Source organism: Pseudomonas sp., from assembly GCF_050739655.1.
Taxonomy (GTDB): Bacteria; Pseudomonadota; Gammaproteobacteria; order Pseudomonadales; family Pseudomonadaceae; genus Aquipseudomonas.
Map to the genome: position 1 here is coordinate 18,013 of NZ_JBOIBY010000372.1, position 15,939 is coordinate 33,951.

Genomic DNA, 15,939 nt, shown 5'->3' on the forward strand with positions numbered 1-15,939 from the left:
AGTTGCCCCGCAGCCTAGCCATGCAGTCGTGGCCTGCTTAGATCCAGTTGGGCATTTCGATGGAGCCAGAACCCCAGGCACTGGACCCATAGAAAAGCCCATCTGGCTCTAAAGCGTGGACCGCTGCCTGACTAGAGTGGCGCCACTGTCAAAGGAGCGCGCCATGAGCCCGGAATTGAATTGGACCTTGAGTGCCCTGTGCGTGCTGGTCGCTGCCGTTGTGCGCGGCCTCACCGGATTCGGCTTCGCGGCCATCGCGGTCGTCGGCCTGGCGATGCTCGGCTCCTTGCGCGATGCCGTGCCCCTGGTGTTGTGCCTGGAGGTGGCGTCCAGCCTGATGCTGCTGCGCGACGCCTGGGCCCAGGCCGATTACCCGTTACTCAGGCGGATCCTGGTCGCGGCGGCGGTTGGCGTGCCCTGCGGCATCTGGCTGCTGACCGGGCTCGACAGCGATTGGTTGAGTCTGGGGGTGTATGGGCTGGTGGCCACGCTGGCATTGCTGGGCCTGGCGCGGGTGGCGCCGCCCATGGGCCGCGGGCCTTGGGCGGCCTGGCTGGTGGGCGGCAGCAGCGGGGCGTTAATCGCCGCGTTTTCCATCGGCGGGCCACTGGTGGTCGCCTGGCTCAGCCACTGCGGGCTGCGCGCCCGGACGCTGCGAGCCACCTTGATCATGTTCTTTTTTGCCGTGGACCTGGCGGCCCTGGCCGGGCTGGTTATGGCCCACGCCATCGGCCGCCGGGTCCCGTACCAGGCCCTGACCCTGCTTTTGCCCCTGATGTGCGGGCTCTGGATGGGACAACGGTTGTTCCTGCACATTCGCGCCGAACACGCGGCGCGACTCACCCAATGGCTGTTGCTGGCGTTGGCGGGCTCCGGCCTGCTGGGTCGGTCGTGGTCCTGACCCCTGGAGTTTGATCATGCAACCTACTGTGTTTATCACCGGCGCCACCTCAGGTTTCGGCGAAGCCTGCGCCCGGCGTTTCGCCCAGGCCGGCTGGTCGATGGTGCTCACCGGCCGGCGCGAAGACCGCCTGTTGCGCCTGGCCGAAGAGTTGGGCAATCAGAGCGACGTGTTGCCCCTGGTCCTGGACGTGCGCGACCGCGAGGCCATGCAAACGGCGATCGACCAGTTGCCGGAGCGCTTTACGACCTTGCGCGGCCTGATCAACAACGCAGGTCTCGCCCTGAGCACCGAAGCCGCCCAGGCCTGCTCGCTGGATGACTGGGATACCATGGTCGACACCAACATCAAGGGCCTCCTTTACAGCACCCGGCTGTTGCTGCCGCGATTGATCGCGCAGGGTGCCGGGGCAAGCATCGTCAACCTCGGGTCCATCGCCGGTAACTGGCCATACCCCGGCAGCCACGTCTATGGCGCGACCAAGGCCTTCGTGCGGCAGTTTTCGTTGAACCTGCGCTGCGACCTGCAAGGCACAGGCGTGCGGGTCACCAACCTGGAACCGGGCTTGTGCGAAAGCGAATTTTCCCTGGTGCGTTTTGCCGGCGACACCGACAAGTACAACGCGGTGTACGCCAACGCCCAGCCGCTGCAACCTGCGGACATCGCCGAGACGATCTTCTGGCTGATGAACCAGCCGGCACATATCAACATCAACAGCCTGGAGGTGATGCCCGTGACCCAGGCCTGGAACAACTTTGCGATTGAGCGTGGGGCGATGCCCCGCCTGTAAGGGCAATGCTCGCTCGCGATCCGCTGTGGGGCCAGCCTGCTGGCGATGGGCGTCAACGATAACGCTGGGCACCTGACACCGGCCCCCCCCCAAGCGGGGAATTGAGCCATCCAGTGCCTGGCAATCTCCTCGCGCCGGCAAATCCACACCGCGTCATGGCCTTGCACGTAATCGAGAAAGCGCGCCAGCGCCAACGCACGAGCAGGATGACCACTGATCCGCCCATGCGGGCCGACGCTCATCAGCTTCGGGTGTTGCGCGCCTTCTTGCCACAGCAGGTCGAAAGCATCCTTGAGCAGCTGGAAAAAATCTTCGCCGCAGGCGAAACCGTTGGGCAGCAGATAGCGGGCGTCATTGTTGACCAGTGTGTAAGGGATCACCAGGTGCGCGGGCGAGCCTGGGAGCCAATAGGGCAGATCGTCGTTGTAGGCGTCCGAGCTATAGAGAAACCCGCCTTCCTCACGCAACAGGCGGCGGGTGTTCTGGCTGACCCTGCCTGTGTACCAACCCACGGGGCGTTTACCGCAGACCTGCTCGATCACCTCGACGGTGAGACGGATATGGTGCCACTCCTGGTCTTCAGGCATGTCGCGATAGTCCAGCCAGCGATGGCCATGCCCGGCAATTTCATGCCCGGCAGCGCAAAGCGCATGGCCAATCGCCGGGGTGAGTTCCAGTGCGCGGCCGACGGCGAAAGCGGTCAGCGGCAGATTGCGGGCGCTGAACAGCTGCAGAATGCGCCACACACCCGCGCGCGATCCGTATTCGTACATGCCCTCGACGCTCAAGTCCGCTTCCCCCACACGCGGCACACGGCCTGGTAGCTCGTGAAGCCAGGCCTCCGACTGGGCATCGCCATTGAGAATGCAGGACTCCGCGCCTTCTTCGATGTTGAGGACGAACTGGACCGCGACACGTGCCTCACCGGGCCATCGCGGGTGAGGTGGGCGGCCACCGTAACCGGTGAGGTCTCGAGCGGACATCAGCCCAGCTCGAAGGTCGTGACGCCGAACACACGTTCGTGCGCGATCGCGGGAGGAGGGCCGAGTTACATGCGTGCGCAGCCGAAAACCTCGACCATGCCCTGTTGGTGCACCAGCGCCATCGCGCCAGGGTTATTCTCCGGGGCATCGAGAAACAACGGAGCACCCTGGGCAAAATCCGCCAAGCGTGCGTATAGAGCATTGGCTGCCAGGGCATCATCGGCGAACAAGGGGCCGATCTTGTAGCCTTCAAGGCAGCGCCTTGCTACGCCATAGCCGCTTAGCCTGCCATCGCGTCGGCACCCCACCGCAAGTGCGTCGGCTTGGGCTATCCACCCCCTCAGAAAGGTGGCGCGCGGGGCGGGAAACAGGTGCGGTCGTAATCGACAACCTGATCGAACGGGAAGGTGGCCAACGGGACGACGTCCTGGTCGTCTGCCTGCGAGATCGCCGGCCGTTTGGCGCTATCGGCACGAAATCGCATGTTGCGATGGGAGAAGACGAAACCACCCTTGGCTTAGTAGTCCTGCATCGCGAAGACACCGTCCATGCCGATGCTCGCGCCCGGGCGCAGGCGGGCGAGGAGTCGCTCGCGGCGTGCGTGCCAGAGGGTGTTGCCCAGACCTTGACCGCGATACTCAGGCCGCACGATGAAAAACCCCATGAAACCGAATTCGCCATGGTAGGAGGTGAAGGCACCGCCGCCGATCAATTCGCCACCCAGGGACGCTGCGATGAAGGCAGCAGGGTCCCCGCCCAGAACAGCTCGGCATCGTGAATGCCGGGATTCCAACCCTCATGGGCCGCCCAATCGACAAGCTCGTCCAGTTCGGGACGGGTCATGTTGCGTATGACCAGCTGGTTCGACACCGGGAATTTCTCCTCAGTCGTTAATCGAGCGTGTGGTACAGCTCCACTTTTAACCCTTTCGGTATAGCTTCAACCCGAGTATTGATCCAGGTTGTCACAACTCCCGCCAGTCAATCACTGCCGCTCGGAAGTCCGTCCAACCACCTCTCAAATTATTCCCCAGCACTCTATTGATTGTCAGAAAACGTACTAGCAAATGGCCTTGATTGTCGTCGGGCAGCTACTAGCCTCGACATCAGATTCGTTGCCGCGGCAAATGGAGTTCAAGCGGTTGCAACAAGTACGCGGACGTGGACTGCCCCATCGATGTGACCGAAGCCATCAACGGTGGAACGGTCGGACAGGACGATCGCAAGGATCGGATGAAGGAGACGCAAAAAGTCTGAATCTGAACAACCTGCGCACAACCCCATGAGGACGGGAGGGCGCAAATGAGTAGCCGAAGCATTGCTGAGATGTTGCGATTTGATCCGGCGTTTGCGTCGTTGCGCGACGGCCTTTCGGTCGCTCAGCAGATTGGCAACACACTTTGGGTGGCTAACGACGAAATCACGAACCTGGAACGCCTGGCAATCCAGGACACTGCGCCTGGCAACGTGGTGATGTGCGATGAGTACGAATCGCGTGAACGGTACGAATATTCCCCAGGCGGCTGCCCGTGAGCGAAAGAGCAGTGTGTCGTACATGCCTCGTCGGCTCGGTCACGCGTGCCAAAGATCACTGTAAGGATGCTGCCGGGGGCACAGTGTAGAGCTTGAACAGCATTCGGGAAGTATCGCTAACGCTGCCTAAATGTTTGTTGTATGCCTGTTCAATCTCACCCGTGCGATACATTTCGCTTAGCGCGCTATCGACCAGCAGTCGGAAGTTTTCATCGTCTCGATCGACCATCATTGAAGTCGTTGAATACTCAAAAATACGGTCGAGTAGTACAAGATTCCCGGTGGCATATTTGTCGGCGAGTTCATGTTTAAGCTTCGTGCGTTCGGCGAAAAAAAACATCCGCCTTGCCATCGGCAATACGCTTGAGGCCCGCCGCCGTGTCTTGCACTGTGACGAGTGTGGCGACCCCTCCCAGGGATCGCATTTGCTGATTAATCCATTGCTCGGTAACGCCGCCAGCGATTGTGACGTAAGTCAAATTGGACAGTGCGCGATTGACCTCTGTGCGCCAGGTCGGGCCGGTTTTGGCGACGTCACCTTTCAGCACCCTGAGCAGTGCGTTGGGTGCATTCTTGGCAACCACGGCTGCCAGGCCAGTGTTGCCGGCGTTAGAGTGCAGAGAATGTCGACTTTTCCAGTACTGACGGCGCTGACTTCGTCACCCAACTGAACAGACGGATAACGAACTTGCAAGGAGGGCACATTCAACTCTGTTTTTATTGTGTTGAAGATTTTCTCGCAAAGATCGATCGCATATCCGCTGGCCTTGTCACCCGCCTGGGTACTAAACGGAGCAAAGTCAGGTACATACCCCAGAACCACAGAATGACTGTTGCGCACCCGTTCAAGAGTATCGGCTCCTACGACCGCGGGTAACAGGGAACGCAGGCAGGCAAGAAGCAGGTTGGCGGCTTGGGTCGGTTGAACGCTCATATTTCATTCTCCCGTCATGTATTTCTTTTGGCAGGCAATTATCCATCGTTCAAATGACTTCTGGTGAAACCACCCACACGCTGCATGACATCTTGTACAGCAGGTGCTCCACGGTGCTACCGACCAACCGTGACAAGGCGCCGTGACCTACACGGCCCATGACAATGACATCTGTGTCATAAGCCCCTGCATAGCTGCAAAGCACCCTGGCCGGGTTACCCATGATCATATGCTGGCGCTCCGATGGGATTCCATTACGTTCGCAAAGCACACGGAACGCGTCAGCTTGAGCGTCGAACAGGGTCTTGGCTTTGCTGGAAGAAAAAAAAGCCGACCCGTTACTGAAGCCAAATTCATCGGCACTGATGGATGAGAGGTCATGGGCGTAGATCACGTCGAGCTCGGCGTTGCAGGTGGCGGCCAGTTTTGACGCCTCACGTAGAATCCTGTCGTTAAAACCCTCATATTGGTCACCACGATGAAAAGGGTCGACGGCAGCGACGATTTTTCGCGGCAATGCGTGGTGCATATGACTGACAAAATGCAGCGGCACCGGACATTCGCGCAGCAAATGGATATCCAGAGTGGTAAACATCAGACGTGACAGCAGCGATTCGTGTTCCAGCGCCTTGATCAATACCGCCATCGGCTGTTCTTTGAGATGAATGAGGATTTCCTGCAACGGGCGCTCCACCCATACCACTTCCGTGGTGACGTGAACCCCGATCTTGCGCATCGGTCTGGCCTGGTCTTCAAGCCATTGACGATGGCGCTCGATATAACCCAGTCGCATCTGTTCCAGCGCTTGTTCGTTGACCATTCCAGCGGTCGCCAGCCCTTCGAGATAATCGAACGCCACGATGTGCAGTGCCGCATCCGAGGCCTTGGCCAGTGCAGCAGCCCGGTCGAAGGCTGGGCTGTTTTCCATCAACGGCGAGACGACCAGCATGAAACGTGATTGATCAGACATGACAAATCTCCGGAAGGTAATCGCGCAATGGCTTACCCAAATGGCTTCAGTGGTGGGCAGCGAAGCCTGGTGCTTATCCTGCTGAAGACCAGAGCGACAGGTTTGATCTTTGTCAAATGGAGTGGGGAAGGACGATGTCGCCCGATGTGTGGTCGCCCCAGTCTCGTCCGGTGACCGATTTGTTGACCATTATCAATCTTTCCTCGCTCGCCCCGGCGCAGTCTTTGGGTTCGTACGGGAGACGGTAGAGGAGGGAACACCATGGCAACCATGAAGGCGGCTGTTTTCGTTGAACGGAACCGGATCGTGCTGGAAGAAAAACCCATCCCTGAAGTCGGGCCGCAGGATGCATTGATCCGTATCACCACCACGACCATTTGCGGAACCGATGTGCACATCTTGCGCGGTGAATACCCAGTGGCCAAGGGCCTGACCGTAGGCCACGAGCCGGTGGGCATCATTGAGCGCCTAGGTTCCCAAGTGCGCGGCTTTGTCGAAGGACAGCGGGTGATCGCCGGTGCCATCACGCCCAGCGGGCAAAGTTATGCCTGTTTGTGTGGTTGCGCGTCGCAGGATGGACCAGACTCGCGCCATGGTTTTCGCGCTATTGGGGGCTGGAAGTTCGGCAACATCATCGACGGCTGCCAGGCCGAGTACGTGCTGGTACCGGATGCCATTGCCAATTTGTGCCCGATTCCCGACGGGCTCTGTGACGAGCAGGTGTTGATGTGCCCTGACATCATGTCCACCGGCTTTTCCGGGGCGGAACGGGGCGAAGTGACCATCGGCGATACGGTTGCCGTGTTTGCCCTTGGGCCAATAGGCCTCTGTGCGGTGGCGGGTGCACGCCTTAAAGGCGCGACGACAATCATTGGCGTCGATGCCGTGGCTGAGCGGATGGACGTCGCGCGACGGCTGGGCGCGACCCATATCGTCAACTTCAAGGACGGTAACGTGGTTGAGCAGATCATGGCCCTGACCGATGGTCGGGGAGTCGATGTGTCCATCGAGGCACTGGGGACCCAAGGGACTTTCGAGTCCGCGCTGCGTGTGCTGCGTCCGGGCGGTCGACTGTCCAGCCTTGGCGTTTACTCCAGCGATCTGCGTATTCCACTCGATGCCTTTGCGGCAGGATTGGGAGACTACAGCATCGTCACCACCCTGTGCCCCGGCGGCAAGGAGCGCATGCGCCGCCTGATGGCGGTGGTGCACAGCGGTGGCGTGGACCTGTCACCACTGGTGACACATCGTTTCAAACTCGATGATATCGAGGCGGCCTATGAGTTGTTTGCCCACCAACGGGACGGTGTGATGAAGGTCGCAATTACGCCGTGAGGGTGTCCGGCTTTATTATCGAAGTAGTACGGAGGTATCTATGATCATTGATATCACGGAGAAACCGGCAAGCCATTGCTGGGTCGTGTGCATGGATGCCTTGGAGGTGAACTTCAATAGTCTGGACGGAGCGCGGGCTTTCGTTGACCAACTCAAGGCGCGTATCGAAGCACCGCATGCCTGGCCGATTTCCCCTTCCCCGGCAGCCACTACCAGTCTGATGCCTGACCGTCGAGCGGCCTGTCCCAAGGGCGAACAGGCTCGGGCCGATCTCGTCGAATAACCCTTTGGTGGCGTGGGTCAGTGGTGGGCGACGGTTCGCCGCTTACGTGATTCCGGGCCAGACAGAGATCAATCAATCTATGGCCTGACTGCTGGATTTAAATCGCCGTGTGCCGAGGTGTTCCATGTCGCAGACTCAACGTTTACTCTTGATCGCTCCCCCTGTCATGACCCGTACTCCGGCATTCGACCGGGCCGCGGCGCTGGCGCTGGCGATGCATTTGCCGTTGCATATCGTAGCGTTCGATTATTCACAGGCCTTGGCGGTAGTTGGGTTGATCGCACCTGAACAATTCAGTCTGGCCCGGGATGGCTATCTACGAACCCATCAGCAATGGCTCGTCGATCAGGCCGGATTGATGAGCAAGCATGGCGTGGAGGTTACAAGCGAGGTGGTGTGGGTACAGGATCCTTATGAAGAGATCCTGCACTTTATCAACGAGATGCCGCTGGCCCTGATCATTAAGGACGCCCAGGAAGAGTCAGCGCTCAAGCGCGTGTTTTATACGCCGTTGGATTGGCAGCTGCTGCGTGATTGTCCGGTGCCGGTGCATCTGGTGACCACCACCCTATATCCCCGCCCCCGTAACGTACTGGCCATTATTGATGTGTTGCGCGACGAGGAACACGGCCGGATGCTCAACGACCAGATTATCGACGCAGCAGCGAAATTGGCCGCTGTCTGCGATGCCTGTCTTGAACTGCTGCATGTGTATGACTGGACGGCTGTATACGTTCAGGACATGGGTTTTGGCGCATTGCCGTTGGCCACCTCAATACATGAAATGTCGGGAACGACTCAGCATGAGGCGTTTGACGCCATTGCTGAACGCCACGGCGTGCCGGCAGAGCGTCGTCACTTTATCGAGGGTGCACCCGTGCCGTGTATTTGTAAGTTTGTCTCGGACCACAGCACCGATGTCATTGTCATGGGCACGGCACAGCACAAAGGCTTGAGCAAACTTCTAGGCACCACGGCCGAGCAACTCTTGCAGCGGGCGCCGTGCAGTGTGCTGGCGGTCAAGCTGGTGCCAATGCCGCAATCCTCCTGAGGGCGGGATCGCCCCGTAATGGTCCGTTAGCCGAAACATCGCGGGGCGATTATTTACAGGTAAAGACGATGGATGACCTGATGGATGTCGTCGGGATCATTGTACGTCTCGAAACCCAACACCTTGGCCAAGTCACGCATTGGCGCATTGCTGGCGGCGTCCACCGAATACATCTGGCGAAAGCCGTTTCGTCGGGCGGTTTTGATCAAATGTTTCATCAGCAATGTGCCCAGGCCCAGGTGCGTCCATTCATCGGCGACCGTGACGGCACATTCACATTGATGTTCGGTGGCCGCGTAGCGGCCGATACCGATCTCGACCAGTTGACCGTTGTCGTGGGCCAGGGCGACAAAGGCGACGCGCTGTTCGTTGTCGGTGTCCATCAACTGGTCGAGCATCGCAGCGCCGGGTTCGTTGATCTGCGAGAGAAAGCGCATGTGTCGGGATTCGGGAGACAGGCGCTTGATAAAGGCATATTCACGATCGCGATCCTTTTGCGCCAACGGCCTGATCAGCACGTGGCGGCCATCCTTGAGCGCTTCGATTCAGTATTGGCCGTGGACTGAGGCGGCGACCATTGAGTGCTATATGTAGCGGAAAAAGGATTACTTGCGCTTCCAGTACTTCTGCATTTCAAGAAACAGAAAGGATGCGGTCCACGTGATGAGCACCAACCCGGTCAGGGCCTGCAAACCGGTCAAATATTTGAGGTTGCCCACCGGTGAAATATCGCCGAAGCCGATCGTCGTGTAGGTTGTGAAGGAAAAGTAAACGCAGTCCATCAGCGAACCGTCGAAGTTGCCCGCCAGGCCGCCCCATTTGCCGGAGTGCAGCATCAGATAATAAACTAGTGCAAAGAACCAGACCTCTATCGCGTGGGCCAGCAAGGCGCCAAATACCCCGACGACAATTCTGAAGCGGCTCCACAGCTTGAGCTGGGGCAGCCAATCGTTCAAGCGCAACAGACATTCGTAATGGATCACTACGACGATGATGACCACCAGCGTATTAATCAGTGCGACTGCCAGCATGGCCAGACTCCATTTTTTACGGGGTGTTCAAGAAGAATCGGGGGCACGCTGTATAGGTATGAGCGCTGGAAAGTCTTCGGGTGACAAGGTTTCCTTTTCAAGCAACAGATGTGCACCGGCGTCCAGATCGGCTCGACGTCTTTCAAGCAAAGCCTTGGCTCGTCCATAGGCTTCATCGAGCAGGGCACGAATACCCAGGTCGACTTCCCTGGCAGTCTGTTGCGAATAGTCTTTCTCACCCAGTGCCGGCATGCGTTCCCCCAGGTACGTCGTGCTTTGTCGCTCCAGTACGGACTGACCGAGTTCGGCGCTCATGCCAAACCGGGTGATCAATTGCCGGGCGATATCCGTTGCGTGGGCCAAGTCATCAGCGGCTCCAGTGGAAATCTGCCCATAGGCGAGGAATTCGGCAGCGCGCCCGGCCATCAGGACGACAATCCGGTCCTTGAGCATCTGGTAACTGATCAGGAAGTGATCTTCGGTTGGACGTTGCAGGGTATAGCCCAGCGAGCCAATGGCCCGGGGCACGATAGACACTTTGTGCACCGGATCCATGCCCGGAAGACTGCTGGCAGCCAGGGCATGCCCCATCTCATGATACGCCACCACCTGGCGCTCCTTAGGGCGCAGCACACTGCTCTTGCGTTCAATCCCGGCAACGATGCGCTCTACAGCGATCGTGAAATCGTCGAGGTTGACCGCTTCCGCTCCACGACGGGTGGCGACGATGGCGGCCTCGTTGACCAGGTTGGCCAGGTCAGCACCGGTAAAGCCTGTGGTGAGGTCGGCGATATGCTCGGCATTGATGGCGGGGTCCACAGTGATTTTTTGCAGATGGACCTTGAGGATCGCCTGGCGCCCTTTTCGGTCAGGGCGGTCGATCAGCACTTGCCGATCAATCCGGCCGGCACGAAGAAGCGCCGGATCGAGAATCTCTGGCCGGTTGGTCGCGGCAAGCAGTACAACACCCTCACGGGGATCGAATCCGTCCAGCTCCGACAGTAACTGATTGAGGGTCTGCTCTTTTTCGTCATTGCCGCCAAACGCACCGACGCCGCGCATTTTGCCCAGTGCATCCAGTTCGTCGATGAAAATGATGCAAGGTGCCGCTTGCCGCGCCTGTTCAAACAGATCATGCACGCGGGCGGCTCCTACCCCCACGAACATTTCAACGAACTCGGATCCGGATATCGAGAAAAAAGGCACGCCGGCCTCACCGGCGATGGCTTTAGCCACTAGAGTCTTGCCGGTTCCCGGTGGACCGACCAACAACGTGCCTTTGGGAATGTGCGCCCCCAAGCGTGAGTATTTGGCTTTGTCCTTGAGAAAATAGACGATCTCCACCAGCTCGGCTTTGGCCTCATCGATGCCCGCCACATCGGCAAAGGTCACTCCAGTCTCGCGCGGTACAAATACCTTGGCCCGGGACTTACCGATGCTCATCAACCCTGCGGCACCTTGTTTTTCCGCCAGCCCGCGAAACAGGAAATGCCAGATCACCACGATCAGGACAAAAGGGAGCAGCAAGCCCAGCAGGCCATTAAGCAGCGTGTTTTCGTTGACCCCGGAGAATCCGACACCTGAGCGACCAAGATCCGCCGCCAGCACCGGATCCACTCGAACCGTGGAAAACTGGTTGTGCCCATTGATGGGCTCTTGCAGTTTGCCGCTGATCTGATCTTTCTCGACCCGTAAATCGCTGACCTTCTGTTCATTGAGCAATTGCACAAATTGACTGTACGGAATGCTTTGCACGACATTACGTTCGAAAAACAGTATTTGAACCACGGACAGTATGGCAAACGCGATCGCGAAGTAAGACAGGTTCCATTGGTGATTTGTTTTCATGGACGTGGCTCTGAGTCGTGGCACCGACCACGGGCAAACGATGATTGTCGGTCAGTATTTTTCTACGCCTGAGCGCAGGAAAGTCGTTGAGGTAAATCAATAATGTCCCGATGAGCGCACAAGGGTCGTATTGCCACCGTTTTCGTTGATAAAAATCAGTGTTCCTGCCGTATAGCCCCTGATACTTGAACGACTGCATTTCCAGTTACCATCGCGCCGAGGGGAAGATCATGAACAGGAGCTTGTCCGTTGCATTGCTGGGCATTTTGCTGGCGCTGACTGCCGGTTGCAGTCATAAACACGCCCAGGAAATCGACGCACGACTGTAGTCTGCCGAAAATAATGTCGCCACGGCACGGCTCAGGGCCGATGAGGCGTTCATAAAAGCAGAGCTGGCAGCGGCAGCGGCCGCCGCACAGGCGCAAAGCACAGCCGCTGAAGCAAATGAACGCGTCAGGCGGATGCTTGAGAAGGCAAATCGCAAATGACAAGCGATGGCCTGAAGTGCCCCGACAGTTAACAAAATTTTGCAGTCAGAAACGTAACCGTTTCAGGGAGAGGCACGTGATGCTCAAACTCAAACGCATTCTTTTGATAGCCCCTAACGAAATGACTCTTACCCCGGCATTTGAGCGCGCGTATGCACTGGCTTTTGCAACCGGTGCGTATCTGCATATTGTCGCGTTCGATTATGTTCCGGCACTGGCGGTGGCGGGTCTGCTTGACCATGATGCGATGGCCCAGGCGCGGGAAGGGTATCTGCAAGTACATCGGCAGTGGCTGGAGCAGCAAGCCCGCTTCAAACGGTACATCGGCATGCAGGTGACCACTGAAGTGGTTTGGGCCAGATCAAGCCTGACGCACGTGCTTGAGTGCGTGAACGACTTTCGTCCAGATCTGGTGATCAAGGATACTCATTATGTGCCGGCACTCGACCGGGCCTTTCATCGACCTTTGGACTGGCACTTGCTGCGCGAGTGTCCAGCGCACTTGCACCTGGTAACCACTGCCGCACACCCCAAACCATTAAAAATTCTTGCGGCGATTGACCTGTCCCATCTGGAAGAACTGACTCACGGATTGAATGATCGAATACTCGATCTGGCCTCTACGCTGGCGGCTAGCTTCGGTGCAGCTCTGCACGTGCTCAATGTCAGTCGTTGGTCAGTGATGAATGATGCGTCGATAAGTGTGCCGACAGGTAGTCTGGATGACAGTTTGAGGGACGCGATTCAGGATGCCCAGCAGGAGGCCTTTGAGGTGCTGGCCGAGCGCTATTGCATCAAGAATACTCGTCGACATTCACTGACAGGCACCCCCCACAAGGTGATCGGTCTTTTTGCTCAACAGAATGCTTTTGACATGGTGGTGTTGGGTACGATTTATCCTCATGGGAATAATTGGTTTATCGGTAGCACCGTCGAGAGTGTATTGAACCGGGCACCGTGCAGCCTGATGATCGTCAAGCCATTGTCCCCACCCGATTAAAAGGGAACTGTCGAGCTTGCAGTTGATAAAAGTCAACTGGCCATGAACCAAAAGGAGCGATCAATAGCGCTCCCCTGAATGTTCAAGGAAACAGCCATGCGAATCACATTTCTGGGTGCCGCGGGTACGGTCACGGGCAGCAAGTACCTGCTGGAACATCGTAACCAACATGTGCTGATCGACTGCGGTCTGTTCCAGGGCTACAAACAACTGCGATTACACAACCGGGACCCGTTCCAGCTCCCGGTTTGCGACCTGGCTGCGATTGTGTTGACCCATGCCCACCTCGATCACAGCGGTTATCTGCCCGTACTGGTGCGCAATGGTTATCGCGGCCCGGTTTACGCCACGCCCGCGACCTGTGAGCTGGTTAAAATTCTGCTGTTGGACAGCGGCCGCTTGCAGGAAGAGGAGGCTGAGTTCGCCAATCGGCATGGTTTTTCAAAACATAGCCCGGCGCTACCGCTTTACACTGAGCAAGATGCCGAGCAGGCACTAAAACTGTTGCGGCCGGTGGAGTTGCACCACAAGGTTCAAATTGTCGCGGACATGACCATCGAGCTTCGATGTGCCGGGCATATCCTGGGGGCGGCAACGGTGCAAGTGAGCGTCAATGGCATAAGCTTGGTGTTTTCCGGGGATTTGGGGCGTCCTGACGATCCTTTGATGTTCGCTCCGCAAGCCGTCGAGCAGGCGGACTACCTGCTGGTGGAGTCGACTTACGGCGACCGTATCCATCCAGTCGAGTCGCCGCAGGAGCAATTGGCCGATGTCATCAATCGTACCGCTTTGCGCCGAGGCATTACGCTGGTGCCATCATTCGCGGTAGGACGTGCCCAATTGCTGATGTATCACCTCTATCAGTTGAAACGCCAAAGAGCGATTCCTGATATTCCAATCTACCTCAACAGCCCGATGGCCACCGACGTCACGGGTCTATATCAGCGATTTCGCAGCGAACACAGATTATCCTTGGAGGACTGCGAGGGTATGTGCCATGTGGCGCAATTTATCCGCTCTGTCCAGGAATCGAGAGAGCTTGATCAACAACGCACCCCTGCGGTGATTATCGCCGCCAGCGGCATGGCGACCGGAGGGCGGGTTGTCCATCACCTCAAGGCGCTGGCCCCCAATCCGGTTAATACGCTGTTGATGCCGGGGTTTCAGGCCGGTGGCACGCGAGGAGCACAAATTGTTGCGGGCTCTCGATCCGTTCGTATCCATGGCAAGGATGTGCCGATAAATGCCGAGGTAGTGCCGATGCAATCCCTTTCGGCGCACGCTGACGCCGATGAAATCATGCAGTGGTTGCGTGGATTCAAGCGACCACCCAAGCACACATTTGTGGTGCATGGCGAGCCAAACGCATCGGATGCGCTGCGCCGTCGTATCAGCCTGGAACTTGGGTGGTCGGTTTCGGTGCCGGAGTATCGCGATAGCGTCGACCTCACCCCAATCGGTTTCCCTGAAAGGTCACTGCGCTGACAAAAAGTAAGATCATGTATCGTTCAGCCGCCCGTGAGAAAGCACTCAGTGGCGCCACACAGCTGGCGGACGCCGTGCGCGTGACTAGTCGATGGCATCTTGGCGCAGTGCGCCGTTGGCCAGTGAAAAACAGCGCGTAGCTGCACGCAGAAAAAGGCCATGTGAAGAAGGGCAGTCCCGCCCCATTTGATATTTATCAACGCCAGCAATATTGCGATGGAGCAATCTGAACCCACTCGGGTGCTGAATCCGACATTCAACCCTCCCTGTCTGGAGCCCAGTCATGAGCCAGTATCGACGGTTATTGCTCATCATCCATCTGGGCTTGAGCCATTCTCCGGCAATCAACCATGCGGCGGCGTTGGCCCGGGCCAGCGGTGCGCGGTTGCATATCGCCGCACTGGTTCCATCGTTGAAACTGTTGTCGCTGCTCGAAACTGGAGACCGTGAAAATATACGGGGGCGTTACCTGCAGGACCATCACGATTGGCTGAAGGATCAGGAAAAACTACTGCGCCGCAGTGGGGGCGACGTGACCACAGAGGTGGCCTGGGCTGATGCCATGGGGCAAGACATTCTGGATTACGTCGCACAACTGCAGCCCGACCTGTTGATCAAGGAAATTCAACATGAATCGGCGTTCAAGCGCGCGCTTTTTACCCCGCTGGATTGGCGCTTGCTGCGTCAGTGTCAGGTACCGGTTTATCTGATGGGCGGGTCCGGTAACGCCTTGCCCCGCAAGGTGGTGGCGGCCGTTGACGCGTCTGCTGGCGAGTCGGAACACAGCGAACTCAATGATCGCATCATCCAACAGGCCTCCAGCCTGGCCATACAGTGTGACGCCGAGTTGCACCTGCTCTATGCCCACGACATTTCAGAGGACTATCTGGAAGAGTTGAGCGATAGCTTGAAACTGTCAGTGCTGAGCAAAGGGGTGCGCAAAGAGTTGGAAAAGTCGTTTCTGGCAATTGCCAGCCAATACGGTGTTCCCGCCGACCGCCGTCATTTCGTTTTGGGTCACCCCGTCACGGCACTCAGTGAATTTGCCAGCGAACATCATGTGGATGTGATTGTGATGGGTAGAGCCCAGTACCACGGCTTGGAGCACCCTTTGGGCAGTACGACCGAACATATCCTGTATCAGGTGCCCTGCAGTGTACTGGCGGTCTAGAGCGGTCCACTCATGTTCGCCTGTGCAGGACTTGCTCCAGGGGCCGGTAGATGCAGGGGCATGAGCGGTGTTGCGCGCTCACTTGATATAAATCAACGCCAGGGCGGCATCAACGGGGGAGCCTGAACTGGAACCGC

12 protein-coding genes and 5 pseudogenes are annotated in these 15,939 nt (G+C 57.9%); 10 read left to right on the forward strand and 7 right to left on the reverse strand.

The genetic code is table 11. The annotated features are described in order from the left end of the window. Positions 1-175 precede the first annotated feature (175 nt). Positions 176-901, forward strand: a complete 726-nt coding sequence (locus ACRESJ_RS17945; RefSeq protein ID WP_431759080.1) for a sulfite exporter TauE/SafE family protein — start codon at positions 176-178, stop codon at positions 899-901. Positions 902-917: 16 nt separating this feature from the next. Then, positions 918-1,691, forward strand: coding sequence for an SDR family oxidoreductase (locus tag ACRESJ_RS17950; protein WP_431759081.1), 774 nt, complete (start codon positions 918-920; stop codon positions 1,689-1,691). Between the two features lie 92 nt (positions 1,692-1,783). Here the strand turns inward: ACRESJ_RS17950 and ACRESJ_RS17955 are convergent. Both ACRESJ_RS17955 and ACRESJ_RS17960 read right to left on the reverse strand, forming a co-directional pair. Further along, a pseudogene (locus ACRESJ_RS17955) lies at positions 1,784-2,674 on the reverse strand (polysaccharide deacetylase family protein); the annotation flags it as partial. Beyond that, positions 2,674-3,544 (reverse strand): annotated as a pseudogene (locus ACRESJ_RS17960) (GNAT family N-acetyltransferase). The pseudogenes ACRESJ_RS17955 and ACRESJ_RS17960, both read right to left, overlap by 1 nt. A gap of 431 nt (positions 3,545-3,975) precedes the next feature. Between ACRESJ_RS17960 and ACRESJ_RS17965 the strand changes: the two are divergent. Beyond that, entirely contained in the window at positions 3,976-4,206 is a 231-nt protein-coding gene (locus tag ACRESJ_RS17965; RefSeq protein ID WP_431759082.1) for a hypothetical protein, read from the forward strand. Positions 4,207-4,261: 55 nt separating this feature from the next. Here ACRESJ_RS17965 and ACRESJ_RS17970 read toward each other — a convergent pair. Together ACRESJ_RS17970 and ACRESJ_RS17975 are read right to left on the reverse strand one after the other, a co-directional pair. After that, positions 4,262-5,140 (reverse strand): annotated as a pseudogene (locus ACRESJ_RS17970) (transporter substrate-binding domain-containing protein). 49 nt (positions 5,141-5,189) lie between these two features. Next, the gene (locus tag ACRESJ_RS17975; RefSeq protein ID WP_431759083.1) at positions 5,190-6,110 is read right to left on the reverse strand and encodes a universal stress protein; all 921 of its coding nucleotides are present in this window, start codon (positions 6,108-6,110) and stop codon (positions 5,190-5,192) included. A gap of 261 nt (positions 6,111-6,371) precedes the next feature. Here ACRESJ_RS17975 and ACRESJ_RS17980 point away from each other — a divergent pair, with 261 nt between their 5' ends. The 3 genes from ACRESJ_RS17980 to ACRESJ_RS17990 all read left to right on the forward strand — a co-directional run bounded on the left by ACRESJ_RS17980 (position 6,372) and on the right by ACRESJ_RS17990 (position 8,779). Beyond that, positions 6,372-7,445, forward strand: a complete 1,074-nt coding sequence (locus ACRESJ_RS17980) for an NAD(P)-dependent alcohol dehydrogenase (RefSeq protein ID WP_431759084.1) — start codon at positions 6,372-6,374, stop codon at positions 7,443-7,445. Between the two features lie 40 nt (positions 7,446-7,485). Then, positions 7,486-7,728, forward strand: a complete 243-nt coding sequence (locus ACRESJ_RS17985) for a hypothetical protein (protein ID WP_431759085.1) — start codon at positions 7,486-7,488, stop codon at positions 7,726-7,728. A gap of 124 nt (positions 7,729-7,852) precedes the next feature. Then, positions 7,853-8,779 carry a universal stress protein gene (locus ACRESJ_RS17990; RefSeq protein ID WP_431759086.1) on the forward strand — a complete coding sequence of 309 codons (927 nt, stop codon included), beginning with the start codon at positions 7,853-7,855 and terminating at the stop codon, positions 8,777-8,779. Positions 8,780-8,832: 53 nt separating this feature from the next. On the opposite strand, the pseudogene ACRESJ_RS17995 reads toward ACRESJ_RS17990, so the two are convergent. The 3 genes and pseudogenes from ACRESJ_RS17995 to ftsH form a co-directional block, all read right to left on the reverse strand. Then, positions 8,833-9,357 (reverse strand): annotated as a pseudogene (locus tag ACRESJ_RS17995) (N-acetyltransferase family protein). A 27-nt stretch (positions 9,358-9,384) separates the two neighbouring features. Then, entirely contained in the window at positions 9,385-9,810 is a 426-nt protein-coding gene (locus ACRESJ_RS18000; RefSeq protein ID WP_431759087.1) for a potassium channel family protein, read from the reverse strand. A gap of 27 nt (positions 9,811-9,837) precedes the next feature. Continuing rightward, positions 9,838-11,658, reverse strand: a complete 1,821-nt coding sequence (gene ftsH / locus ACRESJ_RS18005) for an ATP-dependent zinc metalloprotease FtsH (protein WP_431759088.1) — start codon at positions 11,656-11,658, stop codon at positions 9,838-9,840. 344 nt (positions 11,659-12,002) lie between these two features. On the opposite strand from ftsH, the pseudogene ACRESJ_RS18010 reads away from it, so the two are divergent. The 4 genes and pseudogenes from ACRESJ_RS18010 to ACRESJ_RS18025 form a co-directional block, all read left to right on the forward strand. Further along, positions 12,003-12,146 (forward strand): annotated as a pseudogene (locus ACRESJ_RS18010) (alanine-zipper protein); the annotation flags it as partial. A gap of 79 nt (positions 12,147-12,225) precedes the next feature. Beyond that, positions 12,226-13,146 (forward strand): universal stress protein, encoded by a 921-nt coding sequence (locus ACRESJ_RS18015; RefSeq protein WP_431759089.1) that lies wholly within the window; start codon positions 12,226-12,228, stop codon positions 13,144-13,146. A 78-nt stretch (positions 13,147-13,224) separates the two neighbouring features. After that, positions 13,225-14,631: an MBL fold metallo-hydrolase RNA specificity domain-containing protein gene (locus ACRESJ_RS18020; RefSeq protein ID WP_431759090.1), complete on the forward strand. Its 1,407-nt coding sequence runs from the start codon at positions 13,225-13,227 to the stop codon at positions 14,629-14,631. Between the two features lie 283 nt (positions 14,632-14,914). Then, positions 14,915-15,802, forward strand: a complete 888-nt coding sequence (locus ACRESJ_RS18025) for a universal stress protein (protein WP_431759091.1) — start codon at positions 14,915-14,917, stop codon at positions 15,800-15,802. Positions 15,803-15,939 lie beyond the last annotated feature (137 nt).